The 18,351-nt window shown below is 70.1% G+C and carries 19 protein-coding genes; 5 read left to right on the forward strand and 14 right to left on the reverse strand.

Translation table 11 applies throughout. The annotated features are described in order from the left end of the window. Positions 1 to 76: 76 nt before the first annotated feature. The 4 genes from QE392_RS12615 to QE392_RS12630 all read right to left on the reverse strand — a co-directional run bounded on the left by QE392_RS12615 (position 77) and on the right by QE392_RS12630 (position 2,630). Positions 77 to 730, reverse strand: coding sequence for a ribonuclease HII (locus QE392_RS12615; RefSeq protein ID WP_307452215.1), 654 nt, complete (start codon positions 728 to 730; stop codon positions 77 to 79). Beyond that, complete coding sequence (gene lepB, locus QE392_RS12620) at positions 727 to 1,476, reverse strand: signal peptidase I (protein ID WP_373426472.1); 750 nt, start codon at positions 1,474 to 1,476, stop codon at positions 727 to 729. Before lepB ends, QE392_RS12615 begins: the two co-directional genes overlap by 4 nt. Before the next feature lie 144 nt (positions 1,477 to 1,620). Next, entirely contained in the window at positions 1,621 to 1,968 is a 348-nt protein-coding gene (gene rplS / locus QE392_RS12625; RefSeq protein WP_307452217.1) for a 50S ribosomal protein L19, read from the reverse strand. Positions 1,969 to 2,132: 164 nt separating this feature from the next. Further along, a complete protein-coding gene (locus tag QE392_RS12630; protein WP_307452219.1) occupies positions 2,133 to 2,630 on the reverse strand; it encodes an MFS transporter permease in 498 nt (165 codons plus the stop codon). A gap of 114 nt (positions 2,631 to 2,744) precedes the next feature. Between QE392_RS12630 and map the strand changes: the two genes are divergently transcribed. Continuing rightward, entirely contained in the window at positions 2,745 to 3,527 is a 783-nt protein-coding gene (map, locus tag QE392_RS12635) for a type I methionyl aminopeptidase (RefSeq protein WP_307452221.1), read from the forward strand. A 966-nt stretch (positions 3,528 to 4,493) separates the two neighbouring features. On the opposite strand, the gene trmD is transcribed toward map, so the two are convergent. Genes trmD through rpsP form a run of 4 tightly spaced genes read right to left on the reverse strand, consistent with a single transcriptional unit; the run spans position 4,494 to position 6,496 of the window. Beyond that, positions 4,494 to 5,183: a tRNA (guanosine(37)-N1)-methyltransferase TrmD gene (gene trmD, locus QE392_RS12640; RefSeq protein ID WP_307452223.1), complete on the reverse strand. Its 690-nt coding sequence runs from the start codon at positions 5,181 to 5,183 to the stop codon at positions 4,494 to 4,496. Position 5,184: 1 nt separating this feature from the next. Then, on the reverse strand, positions 5,185 to 5,856 hold the full coding sequence (rimM, locus tag QE392_RS12645) for a ribosome maturation factor RimM (RefSeq protein ID WP_307452225.1): 672 nt from the start codon (positions 5,854 to 5,856) through the stop codon (positions 5,185 to 5,187). Then, the gene (locus QE392_RS12650) at positions 5,856 to 6,086 is read right to left on the reverse strand and encodes an RNA-binding protein (protein ID WP_058231430.1); all 231 of its coding nucleotides are present in this window, start codon (positions 6,084 to 6,086) and stop codon (positions 5,856 to 5,858) included. Before QE392_RS12650 ends, rimM begins: the two co-directional genes overlap by 1 nt. Before the next feature lie 5 nt (positions 6,087 to 6,091). Then, a complete protein-coding gene (gene rpsP / locus QE392_RS12655; RefSeq protein ID WP_307452229.1) occupies positions 6,092 to 6,496 on the reverse strand; it encodes a 30S ribosomal protein S16 in 405 nt (134 codons plus the stop codon). A gap of 233 nt (positions 6,497 to 6,729) precedes the next feature. On the opposite strand from rpsP, the gene QE392_RS12660 reads away from it, so the two are divergent. After that, positions 6,730 to 7,893: a glutamate--cysteine ligase gene (locus QE392_RS12660; protein ID WP_307452231.1), complete on the forward strand. Its 1,164-nt coding sequence runs from the start codon at positions 6,730 to 6,732 to the stop codon at positions 7,891 to 7,893. A 35-nt stretch (positions 7,894 to 7,928) separates the two neighbouring features. Then, a complete protein-coding gene (locus QE392_RS12665) occupies positions 7,929 to 8,666 on the forward strand; it encodes an SGNH/GDSL hydrolase family protein (RefSeq protein ID WP_307452234.1) in 738 nt (245 codons plus the stop codon). Positions 8,667 to 8,687: 21 nt separating this feature from the next. On the opposite strand, the gene ffh is transcribed toward QE392_RS12665, so the two are convergent. Both ffh and QE392_RS12675 read right to left on the reverse strand, forming a co-directional pair. Next, on the reverse strand, positions 8,688 to 10,232 hold the full coding sequence (ffh, locus tag QE392_RS12670) for a signal recognition particle protein (RefSeq protein WP_307452236.1): 1,545 nt from the start codon (positions 10,230 to 10,232) through the stop codon (positions 8,688 to 8,690). A gap of 173 nt (positions 10,233 to 10,405) precedes the next feature. Next, positions 10,406 to 10,954, reverse strand: coding sequence for a helix-turn-helix domain-containing protein (locus QE392_RS12675; protein ID WP_307452238.1), 549 nt, complete (start codon positions 10,952 to 10,954; stop codon positions 10,406 to 10,408). A gap of 64 nt (positions 10,955 to 11,018) precedes the next feature. Here QE392_RS12675 and lipB point away from each other — a divergent pair, with 64 nt between their 5' ends. Together lipB and lipA are read left to right on the forward strand one after the other, a co-directional pair. Next, on the forward strand, positions 11,019 to 11,657 hold the full coding sequence (gene lipB / locus QE392_RS12680) for a lipoyl(octanoyl) transferase LipB (protein WP_307452240.1): 639 nt from the start codon (positions 11,019 to 11,021) through the stop codon (positions 11,655 to 11,657). Then, on the forward strand, positions 11,654 to 12,688 hold the full coding sequence (gene lipA, locus QE392_RS12685; RefSeq protein WP_307452243.1) for a lipoyl synthase: 1,035 nt from the start codon (positions 11,654 to 11,656) through the stop codon (positions 12,686 to 12,688). Before lipB ends, lipA begins: the two co-directional genes overlap by 4 nt. 197 nt (positions 12,689 to 12,885) lie before the next feature. On the opposite strand, the gene QE392_RS12690 is transcribed toward lipA, so the two are convergent. The 4 genes from QE392_RS12690 to smc all read right to left on the reverse strand — a co-directional run bounded on the left by QE392_RS12690 (position 12,886) and on the right by smc (position 18,324). After that, positions 12,886 to 13,314 carry an MSMEG_6728 family protein gene (locus tag QE392_RS12690; protein WP_307452245.1) on the reverse strand — a complete coding sequence of 143 codons (429 nt, stop codon included), beginning with the start codon at positions 13,312 to 13,314 and terminating at the stop codon, positions 12,886 to 12,888. Between the two features lie 4 nt (positions 13,315 to 13,318). Beyond that, positions 13,319 to 13,819: a DUF2004 domain-containing protein gene (locus QE392_RS12695; RefSeq protein ID WP_307452247.1), complete on the reverse strand. Its 501-nt coding sequence runs from the start codon at positions 13,817 to 13,819 to the stop codon at positions 13,319 to 13,321. 106 nt (positions 13,820 to 13,925) lie between these two features. Next, the gene (gene ftsY, locus QE392_RS12700; protein ID WP_307452250.1) at positions 13,926 to 14,798 is read right to left on the reverse strand and encodes a signal recognition particle-docking protein FtsY; all 873 of its coding nucleotides are present in this window, start codon (positions 14,796 to 14,798) and stop codon (positions 13,926 to 13,928) included. Positions 14,799 to 14,802: 4 nt separating this feature from the next. Continuing rightward, positions 14,803 to 18,324, reverse strand: a complete 3,522-nt coding sequence (smc, locus tag QE392_RS12705; RefSeq protein WP_307452252.1) for a chromosome segregation protein SMC — start codon at positions 18,322 to 18,324, stop codon at positions 14,803 to 14,805. Between the last annotated feature and the right edge of the window lie 27 nt (positions 18,325 to 18,351).

Genomic DNA, 18,351 nt, shown 5'->3' on the forward strand with positions numbered 1-18,351 from the left:
CTTCCCATCCTAGGCGCGCACCGCCGAACGGGCCGCACGGAGTCGCACGCCGGGCGCGTCCGCCGCATCGAAACGATCAGAACAGTGTCGGCGCCGCCGCGATGGCCCAGGAGTGACGGTGGTGCACGCTCATGCCGTGCATGGTGATCGCGTCGCGGTGATCCAGGCTCGCGTAGCCCTTGTTGCGCACCCAGCCGTAGGCGGGCAAGTCATCGTGCAGTCCCACCATGAGCGTGTCGCGGGCCACCTTGGCGATGACGGATGCCGCCGCCGCACTCGCGCAGTCGCGGTCGGCCTTGACGATGGGCTTCACCGTGAGACCCGACTCCCCCGCCGGGGTGATGTAGTCGTGGTTGCCGTCGAGGATGACCAACGCCTCTTCGGGCACCACGCCGTGCGCACGCAGGTCGGCGATCGCGCGAACGGCGGCGAGACCGAGGGCCCGGATGATGCCGATCTCGTCGATCTCGACCGAGCTCGCCCACCCCACCGCGCTGTGCTGCACGAACGCCGCCGCCCGCGCGGCGACCTCGGGCCGGCGCGCCTCCGGCACCAGTTTCGAATCGCGCAGACCCGAGGGCACGCGCTTGCGCGAGCGAGCGGGGTCGATGACCGCCGCGCCCACCGCCACCGGCCCCGCGAGCGCCCCGCGGCCGACCTCGTCGCACGCGATGACGATCGCGTGCTCTTTCAGCACGCGACGCTCGAGGGTGAGGGTGGGTTCGATCACTGGTCTCCCGGTGCGGGAACCCCCGCGAACACCTCGTGGTGGAAGTCGATCGCCCCGAAGCGCGTGAAGGGCCACGTGATGAGGAAGGCGCGACCCACGACGTTGTCGACGGGCACGAAGCCCTGGGACGGCTGGCTCTGGTTGTAGCGCGAGTCGCGGGAGCTGTCGCGGTTGTCGCCGAGCACCCACAACGACCCCTCGGGCACGGTCACGTCATAGGGGACCGGCTCCGGCGCCGTCGCCCCGGGCGAGAGGCGCACGTACGTCTCGTCGAGAGGCACGCCGTTCACGGTGGTCTGTCCGAGCGCATTGCAGCACACGACGTGATCGCCCGCCGTGCCGATGACCCGCTTGATGAGGTGATCGTCGCTGTCGGGCGCGGAGAAGCCGAACAGCGAGAGCACCCAGTCCGCGCCCTCGACGACCGGCGACCGCTCCTCGGTGGGGCTCGACGGCAGCCAGCCGCCCGGATCGCGGAAGACGACGATGTCTCCCCGGGAGTATTCGCCGAACCGCGGCGTCAGCTCATCGACGAGGATGCGGTCCTTGATCAGGAGGGTGTCCTCCATCGACGCCGACGGGATGTAGAACGAACGGACGACGAACGTCTTCACGAGGAACGACACCAGCAGCGCGATGAGGATGATCACGACGAGGTCGCGGAAGAACGCGCCCCACCCGCGCCGTCGTCGCTCGGGAGCGGCGGATGCCGTGGCATCCGGGGTCGAGGCGGTCATGTCGCTCATGTGTTCCTTCACCGGGTTCGTCGCGCATCGACGAACCGCACAGACCAGGGTCGCATACCCGGATGCAGCACTCCGACCGCCCTCACCCAGGAAAACGCCGAACGCCCCGCGGGTCGGAACCACGGGGCGTTCGAGAGAGCGGACTCAGCGGTCGCGCTTCTCCTTGATCTTGGCCTTCTTGCCGCGGAGGCTGCGGAGGTAGTAGAGCTTCGCGCGACGCACGTCACCGCGGGTGACGACCTCGATGTGGTCGATCACGGGGCTGTGGACCGGGAAGGTGCGCTCGACGCCGACCTGGAAGCTGACCTTGCGGACGCAGAACGTCTCGCGCACGCCATCGCCCGAGCGACCGATGACGACACCCTGGAAGACCTGGATGCGCGAGCGGTTGCCCTCGGTGATGTTCACGTGCACCTTGACGGTGTCACCGGGCGAGAAGGGGGGGATGTCGGAGCGGAGCGAGGCCGCGTCGACGGAGTCGAGGATCTGCATGATCGTCACTTCCTGCGACCGCCACAGGTCGATCGCACGATAAGAGGGAAAAGGATGAGGCGTGCCCGAGGCCGCGGATGCGGCGTGACTCCCCTGAGGCAGAGCCGGTCAGGGCACGATCGTCCATTCTGCCACGCCCGGGCCTCACGGCCAAAACGGTGCGGTCAGGGCTGATCCCCGCGACGGTTCTCGGTGACGACGATGACCTCGCCGCCTGTCGGCTCCTGCGCACGGTCGCGGGCGGACGGGATGTACGCCGTGCCGTCGGTCGCGTGCAGCACGGTGACGGCGCCGCGAGCCTCGTTCCACAACTGCGCGAGCGACGACCAGAACAGCAGCAGGGCGCCCACGATCGACAGCACGAGCAGGGGGAAGAACACCCGCGAGTCGAAAAGGCCCAACGCGACGATGACGAGGTGCCAGACACCCACGCCCGCCAGGTCGCGCCACGAGACCGCCCGCGTCTCGCGCACGCTCGCCCGCGCCCGGATCAGCAGCGCCAGCAGCACCTGCGACACGAACACCGCCGGGACCGCGACCAACAACCACAGCAGCGCCCACCCGCTGCCGCCGGAGAAGACGATCCAGCCGACGAAGAGCCACAGCGGCAGCACGAAGGCGGCCGGGAACAACCAGCGGAGGAACAATCGGCGCAGCACCATGGTGCCGATGCTAGGACCGCTCGATGTGCGGCGCCTTTGAGAACGCAATGGGGCGACGGACCGGTACCCGGCGACTCATCGGCGAGAATGGAGGTTCGACGAGAGGATCCACTGATGATCGAACTGCGCACGCCCGCCGAGATCGAAGCGATGCGGCCCGCCGGACGCTTCGTCGCGGAGGTGCTGGCCACGCTGCGCGACGAGACCAAGGTGGGCACCAACCTGCTGCACCTCGACCGCCGGGCGCACGAGATGATCCGCGCCGCCGGCGCCGAGTCCTGCTACATCGACTACCACCCCTCGTTCGGCGCGAGCCCGTTCGGCAAGGTGCTGTGCACGTCCATTAACGACGCGGTCCTGCACGGCCTCCCCCACGACTACGCGCTGCGCGACGGCGACCTCGTCTCGCTCGACTTCGCCGCCTCCGTCGACGGCTGGGTGGCGGACTCCGCGGTGTCGTTCGTCGTCGGCACCCCGCGCGAGGAGGACCTCGCCCTCATCGACACCACCCAGCGGGCCCTCGCGGCGGCGATCGACGCGGCCACCGTGGGTCACAAGATCGGCGACATCTCGGCGGCCATCGCCGCAGTCGCCCGTGCCGAGGGCCTGTCGATCAACACCGATTTCGGTGGCCACGGCGTGGGTCGCACCATGCACGGCGATCCGCACGTCGCCAACGACGGCAAGGCCGGACGCGGATACCCGCTTCGCGCGGGCCTGGTCGTCGCGCTCGAGCCGTGGTTCCTGCACACGACCGACGAACTCATCACCGACCCCGACGGGTGGACCTTGCGCAGCGCCGACGGCTCCCGCGGTTCGCACTCCGAGCACACCGTGGCGATCACGCCCGACGGCCCGATCGTTCTTACCGACCGTTCGTTCCTCGGCGTCGACTGACGACGGAGGGTGGATGCCGCGGCCTCGGGCTCGGCATCCGCCCTCCCCAAGCGCGCGCCGCGCGCACGGAAGCAGACGCGCGCAATCCTCGCAGATTGCAGCCACGCATCTGCGAGCAGGTGGCGTTCCTGCGAAGATCGCGCCGGACCGCGGATGCAGCGAATCCCGGGCTCGGCGCCCACCCACCCCAGTGCGCGCCGCGCGCACGAACGCAGACGCGCGCGATCCTCGCACATAACAGCCAGGCGTCTGCGAGCAGGTGCCGTTCCTGCGAAGATCGCGCCGGACCGCGGATGCCGCGGACTCCGGGCTCGGCGCCCACCCTCCCCAACGCACGCCGCGCACGGACGCAGACGCGCGCGATCCTCGCACCTAGCAGCCAGGTATCTGCGAGCAGGTGGCGTTCCTGCGAAGATCGCGCCGGACCGCGGATGCCACGAACTCCGGGCTCGGCATCCGCCCTCTCCAGCGCACGCAGCGCGCACGGACGCAGACGCGCGCGATCCTCGCACCTAGCAGCCAGGCGTCTGCGAGCAGGGGGCGTTCCTGCGAAGATCGCGCCGGACCGCGGATGCCGCGGACTCCGGGCTCGGCGCCCACCCTCCCCAGCGCACGCCGCGCACACGAACGCAGACGCGTGCGATCCTCGCAGATTGCAGCCAGGCGTCTGCGAGCAGGTGGCGTTCCTGCGAAGATCGCGCCGGAGCGCGGATGCCACGAACTCCGGGCTCGGCATCCGCCCTCTCCAGCGCACGCCGCGCACACGGACGCAGACGCACGCGTTCCTCGCACATCGCAGCCAGGCACCTGCGAGCAGGCGGCGTTCCTGCGAAGATCGCGCCGGACCACGGATGCCATCGCCTCGGCATCCGCCGACGCGCCGCACTCCCCCGGCGCGGACCACACCCCTGGGGCGTCGGCCGGGATCGGCGCGTCGGGCAGACGCGCCGTATCGGACGCGGGGCGTCAGTCGGGAAGCAGGTCGGGGCGGCGCTCGCGCGTGCGGACGAGCTGCTGCTCGCGCCGCCAGGCGGCGACGGCGCCGTGGTTGCCACTCAACAGGACGGGCGGCACCTCGCGCTCGCGCCAGACGGCGGGCTTGGTGAAGGAGGGGTATTCGAGCAGGCCGTCTTCGTGCGATTCCTCGACGAGGCTCTCGGGATTGCCGACGACACCGGGGATGAGTCGGCCGATCGCCTCCACCATCGCCATGACGGCGACCTCTCCCCCGTTCAGCACGTAGTCGCCGAGGCTGATCAGACGGACGTCCCCGAGCTCGGCGGCGTAGTCGAACACCCGCTCGTCGATGCCCTCGTAGCGTCCGCACCCGAAGACGAGGTGTGAGGCGGTCGAGAGTTCGCGCGCGGTGGCCTGCGTGAACCGCTCACCGGCGGGCGACGGGAAGATGATGACGGGCCGCTCGGGGGCGTCACGCACGATGCCGTCCAACGCCTCGCCCCACGGCTCGGGCTTCATCACCATGCCGGCTCCCCCGCCGTAGGGGGTGTCGTCGACGGTACGGTGACGGTCGCGCGTGTGCTCGCGCAGATCGTGCACGTGCACGTCGAGCAGACCGCTCTGCCGCGCCTTCCCCAGCAGCGAGACCTCGAGGGCGTCGAAGATCGTGGGGAAGATCGACACGATGTCGATGCGCACGTCAGTCCTTGCGAGCGTCGGTGGACTCGTCGGGGTCGACGACGTCAGGGTCGTCCGCGTCGAGCGCTGAGGGGTCGGGAGCGGACTCCGCTTCGTCGGCCTCGGGAGCGAGGTCTTCGAACAGGCCCGTGGGCGGGGTGACGACGACGCGCCCGCCGGCGATGTCGACCTCCGGCACGATAGCGCTCACGAACGGCACCAGCACCTCGCGGTCCTCACCCGAAGGGCGGATGATCAGCAGGTCCTGCGCGGGGAAGTGGTCGACCCGCACGACGCGGCCGATGATCGCCCCGTCGCGCACGACGTCGAGGCCCACCAGCTGGTGGTCGTACCAGGCGTCGTCCTCCACGGGCGCAGTCTCGAGGTCCTGGTCGATCCAGAGGATGGCCTTCACGAGCTCCTCGGCGACCGTGCGGTCGTCGACGCCCTCGAAGAACACGACGGGGTGGGAGTTCATCCAGCGGAACTCGCGAACCGTCAGCTCGCGGCCATGCCACGGCGACGATTCGGGCACCTGCAGGGTGAACGTGCTGCCCGGGACGAAGCGGCCGTCGGGATCGTCGGTGTACAGCTCGAGCTTGAACGCGCCCTTCAGGCCGTGGGCCTTCACGAGGCGTCCGACCCGCAGCTGGGTCTTGGCGGGCTGCGCGCCCGCGGTGTCGCCGGCCGCCATCAGTCGTCGGCGACGTCGACGCGCACGCGGCGACCGTCTGCGAGGGCGGTGATGAGTGTGCGCAGCGCCTTGGCGGTGCGTCCGCCGCGCCCGATCACGCGACCCCGGTCATCGGGGTGCACGCGAACCTCCAGCACATCGCCACGAGGAGACGTACTGGAACGGATGGTCACGGCATCCGGGTGATCGACGATCCCCTTGACGACGTGTTCGAGCGCGGCAGACAGCACGGGGATTACTCGGCCGAGGTCTCGGCGGCGTCCTCAGCGGGCGCCTCGTCGGCCTTCTTCTCGGCCTTGGGCTTGACGACCGACTTCTTCGAGGAGTCGGCCTCGAACGCGGCCTTGGGCTCGCGCACCTTGACGGTGGACACGGCGTCCTTGTCGCCCTTGAACTTGCCCCAGTCGCCCGTGAGCTTGAGGATGGCGGCGACCTGCTCGGTCGGCTGCGCACCGACCGAGAGCCAGTACTGCGCACGCTCCGAGTCGACCTCGATGAACGAGGGCTCCTCGGTCGGGTGGTACTTGCCGATCTCCTCGATCACACGACCGTCGCGCTTGGTGCGCGAGTCGGCGACGACGATGCGGTAGTAGGGCGCGCGGATCTTTCCGAGGCGCTTGAGACGGATCTTGACAGCCACGATGACTCCAAATGATGAAAACGAACGAACCGAACGCCTGGAGAGTGGGGTGCACACCCGGCGGAAGCTCAAAAGGGTGGACCGACACCGGATAGAGGGTCGAGTGACGGGTCCAGCCCTCTATTCTGCCAGATCCTTCACCCTTGCCGTGACAGGTGACGCGTGTCGACACGGGGCGTCGCGCAGCGTAGCGGAACCTCTTCCTCGAGGGGCGCCGTGCCAGACTGAGCCGCATGAGGCTGCCGTTCGCTGCATCGACGCGTTCGTCCGTGGGTCTGGAGTGGGAGCTCATGCTCGCCGATCGCGCGACGGGCGACCTCGTCCCCCGCGCACCCGAGATCCTCGAGCACCTCGAAGACAAGACGGCGCTCGAGCGCTTCACCATCACCGGCGAGCTGCTCACCAACACCGTCGAGGTCACGAGCGGGGTCGGGCATACCGTCGCCGAGGCCGTCGACGACATCGGCGATGCGATCTGCGCGCTGCGGGAGGAGACCGAGCCCCGCGGGCTCGAGCTTCTCTGCGCCGGCAGCCACCCGTTCGCGCAGTGGTACGACCAGGAGGTCACGGACAAGACGCGGTACCACTCGCTCATCGAACGCACCCAGTGGTGGGGCCGCAACATGATGATCTGGGGCATCCATGTGCATGTCGGCGTCGACGACGTCGAGAAGGTCATTCCCATCGTCAACGCCCTCACGGTGTTCCTCCCCCACCTGCAGGCCCTGTCGGCATCCAGTCCGTTCTGGGCGGGCGAGCGCACCGGCTACACCTCGAACCGCGCGCTGGTCTTCCAGCAGCTGCCGACGGCGGGTCTGCCGTGGCAGCTCGGCTCTTGGACCGACTTCGAGAACTACCTCGACGACATGGTGCGCACGGGGGTGATGGCGGATGCCACCGAGGTGCGCTGGGACATCCGTCCGGCGCCGAAGTGGGGCACGGTCGAGATCCGCGCGTGCGACGGCATGTCGACGCTGCCCGAGCTCGCGGCCGTCGCCTCCCTCGCGCAGACGCTCGTCGAGCACTTCTCACGCCTCATCGACGAGGGGCGCGAGCTCCCCGGCATCCCTCCGTGGTACGCCCGGGAGAACAAGTGGCGCGCCGCCCGATATGGACTGGACGCCCGGGTCATCGTCGACCGCGAGGGCACGCAACGCCCGGTGATCGAGCATCTCCGAGAGACGATGGAGGAGCTGGCCGACGTGGCGCTGGAGCTGAAGTGCGCGCGGGAGTTCGCGAGCCTCGAGACCATCCTCGCCACCGGCGGCAGCTCCGCCCGTCAAGTGGCGGTGGCCGACGCCGCCGGCGGCGATCTGCGCGCGGTCGTGCAGCACCTCATCCGCGAATTCCGCGGGGGCCCGACCTTGCGCGAGCACCTGGCCGCGCTGCGCGTCTGAGTGGGCTCATAGCTGCGCGCTCCTAGGATCGCGACATGATCTCCCGACACCGCGCATCGTCGGTATCGCTGACGGTGCTCGCGGCCTCGGCCGTGGCACTGCTCTCCGGCTGCGCGGCGGATCCCGTCGCGCCCGCAACGGCCCCGACCCCGACGTTCGCTGCGCCGATGCTCGCGGCATCCGCCCCGTCCGCTCCGCCGGTGAGCTCCTCGGCGACCGAGCGCGTGGTCACCCTCGGCGACTCGCTCATGTCGGGCTTCGGCCTCTCGCCACGCGACGCGTGGCCCCTCCTCCTCGCCGAGCGGGCGCACATCTCGCTGACCAACCTCGCGTGCCCCGGCATGGGGTTCGTGGTGCAGGGCGACTGCGGCACGCCGTATGCGGGCCTCGTGCCCGCGATCGCGGCGCTCCAGCCCGACGTCCTGATCGTGCAGTCCTCCAGCAACGACTTCTGGGAGGACCCCGACGAGATCCGGTACAGCACCGCGGACACCGTCGACAGCCTGCACGCTGCGGCACCCGGAGCGCGCATCGTCGCTCTCAGCACCATCTGGAACGACGACCCGCAGGTGCCCGACGACACCGCCGTGACCTCCGAGGCGCTGCGCGACGCCGTTCAGGCGATCGGCGGCACGTACATCGACCTCAGGCAGCCACTGGCGGGCCACCCCGAATGGATGCAGGACGACGACGTTCACCCGACAGCCCGCGGGCAGAGGGCCATCGAGCAGACGGTGATGAGCGCTCTGCAGGAAGCCGGAGTGTTGCCCTGACGCCGTCCCGTAGAACGCGGATCAGCCCTTGCCGAGCATCTTCTGCAGCTCGGCGAGGTCGGCTTCGCTCGGCATCTTCTGACCGCCCAGCCCGAAGCCCGAACCCGTGGCCGGCGCGGATGCCGCGATACCGGCGTTCTCGGCGGCGCGCTTGGCGGGGTTGCCCGAGCGCGACCCCTTCGCCTTCTGCTGCTTGCCACGCTTGGACGAGGCGCCGGGCTTGCCGCCGACGGGACCCATGCCCGGGATGTTGGGCACACCGCCGCGCGCGACGGTCTTCATCATCTTCGCCGCCTGATCGAAGCGCTGGACGAGCTGATTGACGTCGGTGACGGTCATGCCCGATCCGCGCGCGATGCGCAGGCGCCGGGAGCCGTTGAGGATCTTGGGGTTCCGGCGCTCGGCGAGGGTCATCGAGCGGATGATGGCCTCGGTGCGGTCGATCTCGCGCTCGTCGAAGTCTTCGAGCTGCTGCTTCATGTTTCCCATGCCCGGGAGCATCCCGAGCATCTTCTTCATGGAGCCCATCTTCTTCATCTGCTGCATCTGCTCGAGGAAGTCCTCGAGCGTGAAGGTCTCCGTCGCGATCTTCTCGGCGACCTTCATCGCCTCGGCCTCGTCGAAGGCCTGCTGCGCCTGCTCGATCAGGGTGAGGATGTCACCGAGGTCGAGGATGCGGGATGCCATGCGGTCGGGGTGGAACGGCTCGACGTCGTCGAGGCCCTCACCGGTGGAGGCGAAGATGATGGGGCGGCCGGTGACCGACGCGACCGAGAGCGCCGCACCACCGCGGGCGTCACCGTCGAGCTTGGACAGCACCACGCCGGTGAAGTCGACGCCGTCCTGGAACGCCTTGGCCGTGTTGACGGCATCCTGTCCGATCATCGCGTCGATGACGAACAGCACCTCGTCGGGCTGGGTGGCCTTGCGGATGTCCGCCGCCTGCTTCATCAGCTGGGCGTCGACACCGAGACGACCGGCGGTGTCGATGATGACGATGTCGTGCTGCTGGCGGGTCGCGTGGGCGACGCCGTCGCGGGCCACCTTGACCGGGTCGCCCACCCCGTTGCCGGGCTCGGGCGCGTAGATGGCGGCCCCGGCGCGCTCAGCGACGACCTGCAGCTGGTTGACGGCGTTGGGGCGCTGCAGGTCGCACGCGACCAGAAGCGGCGTGTGGCCGTCTTTCTCGAGCATCTTGGCGAGCTTGCCCGCGAAGGTCGTCTTACCGGAGCCCTGGAGACCGGCGAGCATGATGACCGTCGGGGGGTTCTTCGCGAACTGCAGACGGCGCTGCTGACCGCCCAGGATGCCGATGAGCTCGTCGTTGACGATCTGCACGACCTGCTGCGCGGGGTTCAGCGCCCGGTTGACCTCATCGCCGAGGGCACGCTCGCGCACCGCGGCGGTGAACTCCTTGACCACGGGCAGCGCCACGTCGGCGTCGAGCAGGGCCCGGCGGATCTCGCGCACCGTCCCGTCGACGTCGGCGGCCGTGAGCTGGCCCTTCTTACGCAGATTGCGGAGGGTCTCTGTGAGCCGGTCGGAGAGGGTGCCGAAAGTCGCCATGATGCAATGAGTTTACGCGGGGCACGCCCGGCGCGCTTTCGCGTCGGCCCGGTTCCGTGCGGACTCGCCCGGCGGCACGAGCTCCTCACCCCGTCGACCCCGGATGCCACGGACTCTGCGCGGATCACCCAGGTCAGGCACCGCGGCCCGGCGCCCGGAAGTCCGGAGGCGGGTCACGCGAGGTCGAGGACCTCCGCCAGCACCTCATCGAGCGGGCGTCCGGCGCCCGTGCGATCCGCCCACGCCCATACCGCGGCGAGCACGGCCGCCGACAGGGCGCCGGCACGCACCTGCGCGGCGAGCACCGGCATCCCGTCGTGCGCAAGACGGAGGGCGATCTCACGCTGCAGCCGGAACTGCCGCACGGCACGGTCGCGGTCGAGCTCGGCGGCGATTCCCATTGCCTCGGCGTTGGTGATCGCGAGCGCGAGGGCATCCGGCGCGAGACCTGCGCCGATAGCGGCCAGAGCGCCCTCGACCGCGATGCCCTCGCGCAGCAGCGCGATCCCCGCCGCGGCCTGTTCGTCGAAGCCCGACCACAACACGTCGCTCTTGGCGGCGAAGTAGTTGAAGAAACTCGACCGGCTCACGCCCGCGCGTCGGGTGATGTCGGACACGCTCGTGGCGTCGTAGCCCTGCTCGAGGAACAATTCGCAAGCCGCCTCGGCCAGCACCTCACGCGATGAGGCGCGAGGGCGTCCACTGCGCGGCTCGGGGGTCACCGGCTCAGCCTAGACGCGAGGCGGGCATGTATTCTTGGACGCAATCCAACATCGGAGGCGATCGATGATCGACATCCATCACGCGGGCCTCGCTCCGCTCTACGTCCCCTATCTCGATGGCTGGGCCCACCAGCGTCGCATCCACGCCGACGTCGTCGCCGACGAACGCCCCGACACCCTTCTGCTCCTCGAGCACGAAGCCGTCTACACCGCCGGCAAGCGCACCGAGGCGCACGAGCGTCCCGACGACGGCACCCCCGTCATCGACGTCGATCGCGGCGGCAAGATCACCTGGCACGGCCCGGGTCAGCTCGTCGGGTACCCGATCGTGCGCCTGGCCGAGCCGATCGACGTCGTGGCCCACGTGCGCCGACTGGAGGGACTGCTGATCGATGCGCTCGGCGAGCACGGGGTCGACGGCTTCCGCGTCGACGGCCGCAGCGGCGTGTGGGTTCAGCGGCCGCTCGGTGTGGACAAGGTCGCCGCGATCGGCGTGCGCGTCGAGAAGGGTGTGACCATGCACGGTTTCGCTGTCAATTGCAACAACTCCCTCAGCGGTTTCCGGCACATCGTGCCGTGCGGCATCTCGGATGCCGGTGTCACGACCGTCAGCGACGTGGTGGGCGCCGACGTCTCCCCCGCCGACCTCGTACCGGCGATCGAGCGCGTCTTCCGCGCCGAGTACGCGGCGGTGGCGGCATGAGCGCCTGCGGGACCGGGAACGCCGGGGCCCCGGCATCCACCGCTCCGAACGGGCGGAAGCTCCTGCGCCTCGAGGTACGCAACGCCGAGACCCCCATCGAGCGCAAGCCCGAGTGGATCAAGACCAAGGCCAAGATGGGCCCGGAGTACACGGCGCTGCAGAAGCTCGTGAAGGGTGAAGACCTGCACACCGTGTGTCAGGAGGCCGGCTGCCCGAACATCTTCGAGTGCTGGGAGGACCGCGAGGCGACGTTCCTCATCGGCGGCTCGCAGTGCACCCGCCGCTGCGATTTCTGCCAGATCGACACGGGTAAGCCCGCCGACTACGACACCGATGAGCCGCGCCGCGTCGCCGAGAGCGTGACACGGATGCAGCTGCGGTACGCCACGGTGACCGGTGTGGCCCGCGATGATCTGCCCGACGAGGGAGCGTGGCTGCACGCCGAGACGGTGCGCCGCATCCACGCCGAGAACCCGGGCACAGGCGTCGAGATCCTCGCGACGGATTTCTCGGGCAACCCCGCGCACCTCGAAGAGGTGTTCTCCTCACGCCCGGAGGTGTTCGCGCACAACGTCGAGACGGTGCCGCGCATCTTCAAGCGCATCCGCCCGGCGTTCCGCTACGACCGCTCGCTGGGTGTGCTGAGCGCCGCCCGCGACGCGGGGCTCATCACGAAGTCGAACCTCATCCTCGGGATGGGCGAGGAGCCGGAAGAGGTGGTGCAGGCGCTTCAGGATCTGCACGACGCCGGCACCGACATCATCACGATCACGCAGTACCTCCGCCCCACGCCTCGACACCTGCCCGTCCAGCGCTGGGTGAAGCCCGCCGAGTTCGTGGAGTTCAAGGACGAGGCCGAACGCATCGGCTTCCTCGGCGTGCTCGCCGGCCCCCTGGTGCGCTCGTCGTACCGCGCAGGTCGGTTGTGGGCGCAGTCGATGGTGTCGAAGGGCCGCGAGATCCCGCCGCACCTCGCCCACCTCGCGAAGGACATCGCGGCGGCCGACGCCGGATTCGCGCAGGCGGTCTGACCCGCGCATGTCCCGGAAGCGGCTGCCGGGCGGCCCCTCAGCCAGCCGGTTCGGGGACACGCCCTCGCCGGAATCGGGACACGGCTGACGCCGGGTTCGCGCAGGCGGTCTGACCCGCGCATGTCCCGGAAGCGGCTGCCGGGTTGCCCCTCGGCCAGCCGGTTCGGGGACATGCCCTCGCCGGAACCGGGACACGGTCAGACCGGCCAGATGTAGGGAAGGTCGTCGGGCACGTCACCGAAGCGGGGGACGTAGAACTCGGCATCCTTGCGGATGAGGTTCGACCGGTGGGCACGGTGGAACTCGGGGTCGCCGATCCAGTGCGGAAGGTCGAGTTCGCTCGGGTCGAGACCGTCGACCTCGGGCGCGAACGCACGGATCTTCTCCCGCACCGTGTCGGTGCGGCCCCGGGCGATCCACTCATCGCTCATCACGAGTCCGTACGCGACGAGGGCGGGCAGGTGCCCGTCCCACATCTTCGCCGCCGGGTGGTGACGCCACCCATGCCCGGGGACCGTCAGCGCCCGCAGCAGCTGGAACGTCTCGACGCGCTGCTTGCCCAACCGCTTGAGGTCGAGGGCGCGGGCGGAGTCGACGAAGGACGGGTACGGCAGGAAGGTCTGCACGCGCTCAGTCGGCGCTGGTGACCGACTGCACCCGGCCGTCGGAGGCGAGGTTGACCAACAGCACGTCGTCGGTCGCGTCGGGGTCGAGCGCGTACTCCAGGACGGCGAACGGGTCGGCGCCGCCGTGCTCGTCGGCGAGGATGGTCATGCTCATCAGCTGCAGCGCCTTGATGACGTCGATGTGCGTGTCACCGCTCACGTCGGCGAGCAGGTCGTCGAGCCCGTCACCGAGCGTCGCCTGCTGCTGCAGGATGTATTCGGTCACTTCACTCGTACGGGAATCGAGCTCCCCGACCATCGCGTTGCGCGCGGCGAGGTCGATCGCCTCGAGGGAGGAGATCATGGATGCCGCGACATCGAGCGCCTCGGCCGAGACGTCATCCTGATCGGGTGCGGTCAGGTCGACGGTGACGCTCTGGTCGCCGAACTCGACGTTCTCGCTCCAGAAGATCGACCCGTCGGGGCCCGACTCGAGGAGTCCGAAGAAGTCGTGCTCGATGGCCATGGCTCCATGTAATCAGGCCCGTCGGGGTTCGGGAAGACGACCCGCCCACGCGCGCCGGTGCGGTATGGGGCGATCGCTGCGCGAACGGCCCGCGGGTGCCGCTACGTCAGTCGACCAGCGACGACGCGAACACGTGCGGGGTGAACCCCGTGAGGTCGCCGATCCCCTCGCCCTGGCCGAGGAGCTTGACCGGGATGCCGGTGCGCTCCTGCACGGCGAGGACGAATCCGCCCTTCGCCGACCCGTCGAGCTTGGTGAGCACGAGGCCGGTCACACCCGCGCTGTCGAGGAAGGCCTGCGCCTGCATGAGACCGTTCTGGCCCGTCGTTGCATCCAGCACCAACAGAACCTCGCTGATGGGCGCCTGCTTCTCGATGACGCGCTTGATCTTCCCGAGCTCGTCCATGAGCCCGCCCTTGGTGTGGAGGCGCCCAGCCGTGTCGACGAGCACGATCTCGGTGCCCGTCTCCTTGGCGTGGGCGACGGTCTGGAAGGCGACGGATGCCGGGTCCTGGCCCTCATGCTGAGGACGCACGATGGTCGCGCCTCCGCGCTCAGCCCACGTGGCGAGCTGGTCGACGGCCGCGGCGCGGAACGTGTCGGCGGCGCCGACCACGACCGTGCGTCCGTAGCGCTGCAGGAACTTGGCGAACTTGCCGATGGTGGTGGTCTTACCCACGCCGTTCACGCCGACGACCAACACGACGGCCGGACGCTCGGTGAGGCGCAGTGTCGTGTCGAACTTCGCGAAGTGCTCTTCGAGCGTCTCGCGCAGCATGCGCTGCAGGTCGCGCGGATCCGTCGTGCGGTAACGGTCGACCTTCTCGTGCAGCTCGTCGATGAGCCGCTCCGTGACGTCGGGGCCGAAATCGGCGGTCAGCAGCGCCGTCTCGAGGTCGTCCCACGTCGTCTCGTCGATCGTGGGCTTGACGAACAATCCGCGCAGCGCGCGGCCCAGCGACCAGGAGTTCTCAGCCATTGCTTCAGCTTACGGGCGCGGCTTCGACCCGGCTCGCCGCCCGGTCCCCCACGCGTTGACCGACGACCGCCGACACGCCGTCCTGTCGCATCGACACCCCGTACAGCGCGTCCGCGATCTCCATCGTGCGCTTCTGGTGCGTGATGACGATGAGCTGACTGCTGGCGCGAAGCTTCTCGAACACCCCCAGCAAGCGCCCGAGGTTGGCGTCGTCCAGGGCCGCTTCGACCTCGTCGAGGATGTAGAAGGGGCTCGGGCGGGCCGTGAAGATCGAGGTCAGGAACGCCACGGCCGCGAGGGACCGCTCGCCCCCGGAAAGCAATGACAGGCGCTCGATCTTCTTGCCCACCGGTCGGACCGACACCTCGATACCGGTGGTCAGCGGATTGTCGGGATCGGTCAGTGAGATGCTGCCGGAGCCGCCGGGGAAGAGGATGGGGAAGATCTCGGTGAACGCAGCCCGGGTGTCCTCGAAGGCGGCGACGAAGATCGTCTGCATGCGCTCGTCGAGCTCGGCGATGATGGTCTGCAGATCACCGCGCGTCTGCTGCAGGTCGGCGAGCTGTTCGGTGAGGAAGGCGTGGCGCTGCTCGAGCGCGGCGAACTCCTCCAGCGCGAGCGGATTGACTCTGCCCAGCTGCGACAGTTTGCGCTCGGCATCCTGGAGCCGGCGCTTCTGTGCGGCGCGATCGAAAGGCTCTGCCTGCGCCTCGTCTGCGCGGGGAACGAGCTGGTCGGGACCGTATTCCGAAACGAGAATGTTCTCGTCGAGGGCGAGTTCGCTCTGCACGCGCTCGAGGAGGCTCGTGACGTGGAGCCTCTTCTCGTGCATCTGCAGCTCGAGCCCGTGCACGCTCTCGGTCAACCGGGCGAGGCGCTCGCGCACCTGCGTCTCGTCGGCGCGGGCACGCGCGAGTTCCTCGGTGATCGCCGTGCGGGCCGACTCGGCGGCGGCGAGCTCCACGCGCGCCTGACTCACCGACCGGTCGACGGAATCGAGCAGGGTGGGCAGATGACCGGCGACCTCCGCCGCCACCTCGCGCTGCGCGCGGCGGATCACCGCGCGTCGTGCGGCCTCGGCGGCGGCGGCGCGCTCCCGCTCGCGTTGCTGTTCCAGCTGCACGATGCGGGCCTCGCCCGAACGCACCCGCTCCTTCAGCGTCTCGATATCGAGCCGCGCGCGCATCTCGGTCTCGCGGGCCGCATCGACCGCGGCCGCCATCCCCGCGCGCGCCGACGCGTCGAGCAGCGGACGCGGCGCTTCGAGCGCGCGCGCGAGGTCGTCCCCGGCGCGCCGAGCCGCATCCTCGGCCTCGGCCACCGCAGCCTCGGTCTGCGCCAGCCCCGCCGCCAGGCGATCGCATTCGGCGACGGCCGCCTCATGCCGCACCGTCACGCGGTTCACCTTCTCGGCGTGCGCGGCGAGGGCGGCGTCGCGGGCGCGAAGCGTCGAGAGCGCCTCCTTGGTGCGCTGGCGGGCGTCGGTGAGCGCGCGTTGCTGATCGGCGAGCGCCTCGCGCAGCGAGTCCGCGATCACGACGATCTCCGCGAGTCGCTCGGCGGCGCCGTCGCGCTCCGCGGCCAGCTCCAGGCGCGACCGGCCCGATCCGGAGCCCGCCCTCACCGTGTGCGCGGTCGCGACCTCACCGGCGCGCGTCACCACGGTCGCGTCGTGCGGGAGGGAAGGCTGCACGGCGCGCACCGCGGCGAGGTCGTCGACGATCACCGTGCGCGACAGGATGCCGAGCACCCCCGCCGACGCCGTGACCACCTCCGCGGCCGGAACCGAACCCGGCACCGACGGCGGTGGAGGCGCATCCGAGTCGGCATTCGCAATGACGATGTCGACCACACCGAGATCTCCCTCGGACGCGTCCCCGGCCGCCTTGAAGGCGGCCGAGGCGTCGTCGACGAGGAGCCCTTCGGCGAGCGAGCCGAGCGCGGCGGCGATCGCCGCCTCGTAGCCCGCGGTGACCTTCACGTCGTCGCCCACGAGCCCCCGGACTCCCGGACCGCGGGCGGCGAGCAGATCGGCGGCGGCATTGCGCAGGTCGAGCGCGCGCCCCAGCGCCGCCGTCTGCGCGGTGAGGGCGTCGCGCTCGCGTTCGGCGGCGTGCAGACGCTCCCGCAACCCCGCCACGGTCGTCTCGAGATCGTTCGCGTCCCGCTGCGCGCGCTCATAGGCCGCGGCGTGCTCGGCGGCCGATGTCTCGGGCGCACCATCGGGGTCGAGCTCCGCGCGCGCCTTCTCGGCCTCGGCGCGTCGCACGAGGGCCGCGTCCAGCGCACGCTGCTGCCGGTCGACCCCGGCGCGCACGGCGGCGAGGGCCGAGTTCGCGGCATCCGCCGCCCCGCGGAGCGCCTGGAGCCTCATGTCGTGCTCCGACACGAGCGCGCTCTGCGCCGCGATGTCGACGTCGAGGGCGTCGAGGTCGGCCCGGGCGCGTACCACCTCACGGGCGGCCTCCGCCGCGGCATCCTGAGCATCGCCCAGACCGGCGGCGATGTCGTCGATCTCGGCTCGCACGTGGTCGATCGTGCGCTGCGACACCGTCGGGGCGAAGGCCGATCCGTCGCCGTCGTCGTCGGAGAGCAAGGTGAGACGCTGACCCGCCAACGTGTACAGGCCGCGCAGCCGCTCCTGCACCTGCTCGAGCGAGAAGGCCACGCCGCGCGCGCGGTCCACGGCCTCCGATCGCTGGTTGTTCTCGAGCCGCTCGACGCGCTGGCGGAGGCCGTCCGCTTGCTCCTGCAGGCCGAGGCGCTCGGTGTGCCGCTCGCTCTCGGCGCGGGCGGCATCGGCCAGCTGCGTCCGCAGGCGCACGAGATCGTCGGCGTAGAGTCGGGCCTTGGCGTCCCGGACGACGGCGGCGATCGTCGCGGCCTCCCGCGCGATCTCGGCCTGTTTGCCGAGCGGCTTGAGCTGGCGTCGCAGCTCGCCCGCGAGATCGCTCAGCCGGGTGAGGTTGGACTCCATCGCCTCCAGCTTGCGCACGGTCTTCTCTTTGCGGCGCCGGTGCTTCAGGATGCCGGCGGCTTCTTCGATAAACCCGCGGCGGTCCTCGGCGGTGGCCTGCAGGACGGTATCGAGCCGGCCCTGCCCGATGATCACGTGCATCTCGCGCCCGAGGCCGGAGTCGCTGAGCAGCTCCTGCACGTCGAGCAGTCGGCAGGTCTGGCCGTTGATCGCGTACTCGCTGGCGCCGGTGCGGAACAGCGTGCGACTGATCGTGACCTCGGTGTAGTCGATGGGGAGCGCACCGTCGCCGTTGTCGATCGTCAGTTGGACCTCCGCGCGGCCGAGCGGCCCGCGGGTCGACGTGCCGGCGAAGATGACGTCTTCCATCTTGCCGCCGCGCAGGGTCTTGGCGCCCTGCTCCCCCATCACCCAGGCCAGGGCGTCGACGACGTTCGATTTGCCCGACCCGTTCGGTCCGACGATGCAGGTGACTCCCGGCTCGAGCGCGAAGGTCGTGGACTGCGCGAACGACTTGAAGCCTTTGAGCGTCACGCTCTTCAGGTGCATGTCACCCGCCTTCCCGCCCGGTCCGAT

This window comes from Microbacterium proteolyticum, assembly GCF_030818075.1.
Classification (GTDB): Bacteria; Actinomycetota; Actinomycetes; order Actinomycetales; family Microbacteriaceae; genus Microbacterium; species Microbacterium proteolyticum_A.

Bases quoted from the DNA above. Each gene is read 5' to 3' on its own strand.
- lepB (WP_373426472.1), bottom strand. From the start codon at position 1,476: ATGAGCGACATGACCGCCTCGACCCCGGATGCCACGGCATCCGCCGCT.
- rplS (WP_307452217.1), bottom strand. From the start codon at position 1,968: ATGCAGATCCTCGACTCCGTCGACGCGGCCTCGCTCCGCTCCGACATC.
- QE392_RS12630 (WP_307452219.1), bottom strand. From the start codon at position 2,630: ATGGTGCTGCGCCGATTGTTCCTCCGCTGGTTGTTCCCGGCCGCCTTC.
- map (WP_307452221.1), top strand. From the start codon at position 2,745: ATGATCGAACTGCGCACGCCCGCCGAGATCGAAGCGATGCGGCCCGCC.
- rimM (WP_307452225.1), bottom strand. From the start codon at position 5,856: ATGGCGGCCGGCGACACCGCGGGCGCGCAGCCCGCCAAGACCCAGCTG.
- QE392_RS12660 (WP_307452231.1), top strand. From the start codon at position 6,730: ATGAGGCTGCCGTTCGCTGCATCGACGCGTTCGTCCGTGGGTCTGGAG.
- QE392_RS12665 (WP_307452234.1), top strand. From the start codon at position 7,929: ATGATCTCCCGACACCGCGCATCGTCGGTATCGCTGACGGTGCTCGCG.
- ffh (WP_307452236.1), bottom strand. From the start codon at position 10,232: ATGGCGACTTTCGGCACCCTCTCCGACCGGCTCACAGAGACCCTCCGC.
- lipB (WP_307452240.1), top strand. From the start codon at position 11,019: ATGATCGACATCCATCACGCGGGCCTCGCTCCGCTCTACGTCCCCTAT.
- lipA (WP_307452243.1), top strand. From the start codon at position 11,654: ATGAGCGCCTGCGGGACCGGGAACGCCGGGGCCCCGGCATCCACCGCT.
- QE392_RS12695 (WP_307452247.1), bottom strand. From the start codon at position 13,819: ATGGCCATCGAGCACGACTTCTTCGGACTCCTCGAGTCGGGCCCCGAC.
- ftsY (WP_307452250.1), bottom strand. From the start codon at position 14,798: ATGGCTGAGAACTCCTGGTCGCTGGGCCGCGCGCTGCGCGGATTGTTC.
- smc (WP_307452252.1), bottom strand. From the start codon at position 18,324: ATGCACCTGAAGAGCGTGACGCTCAAAGGCTTCAAGTCGTTCGCGCAG.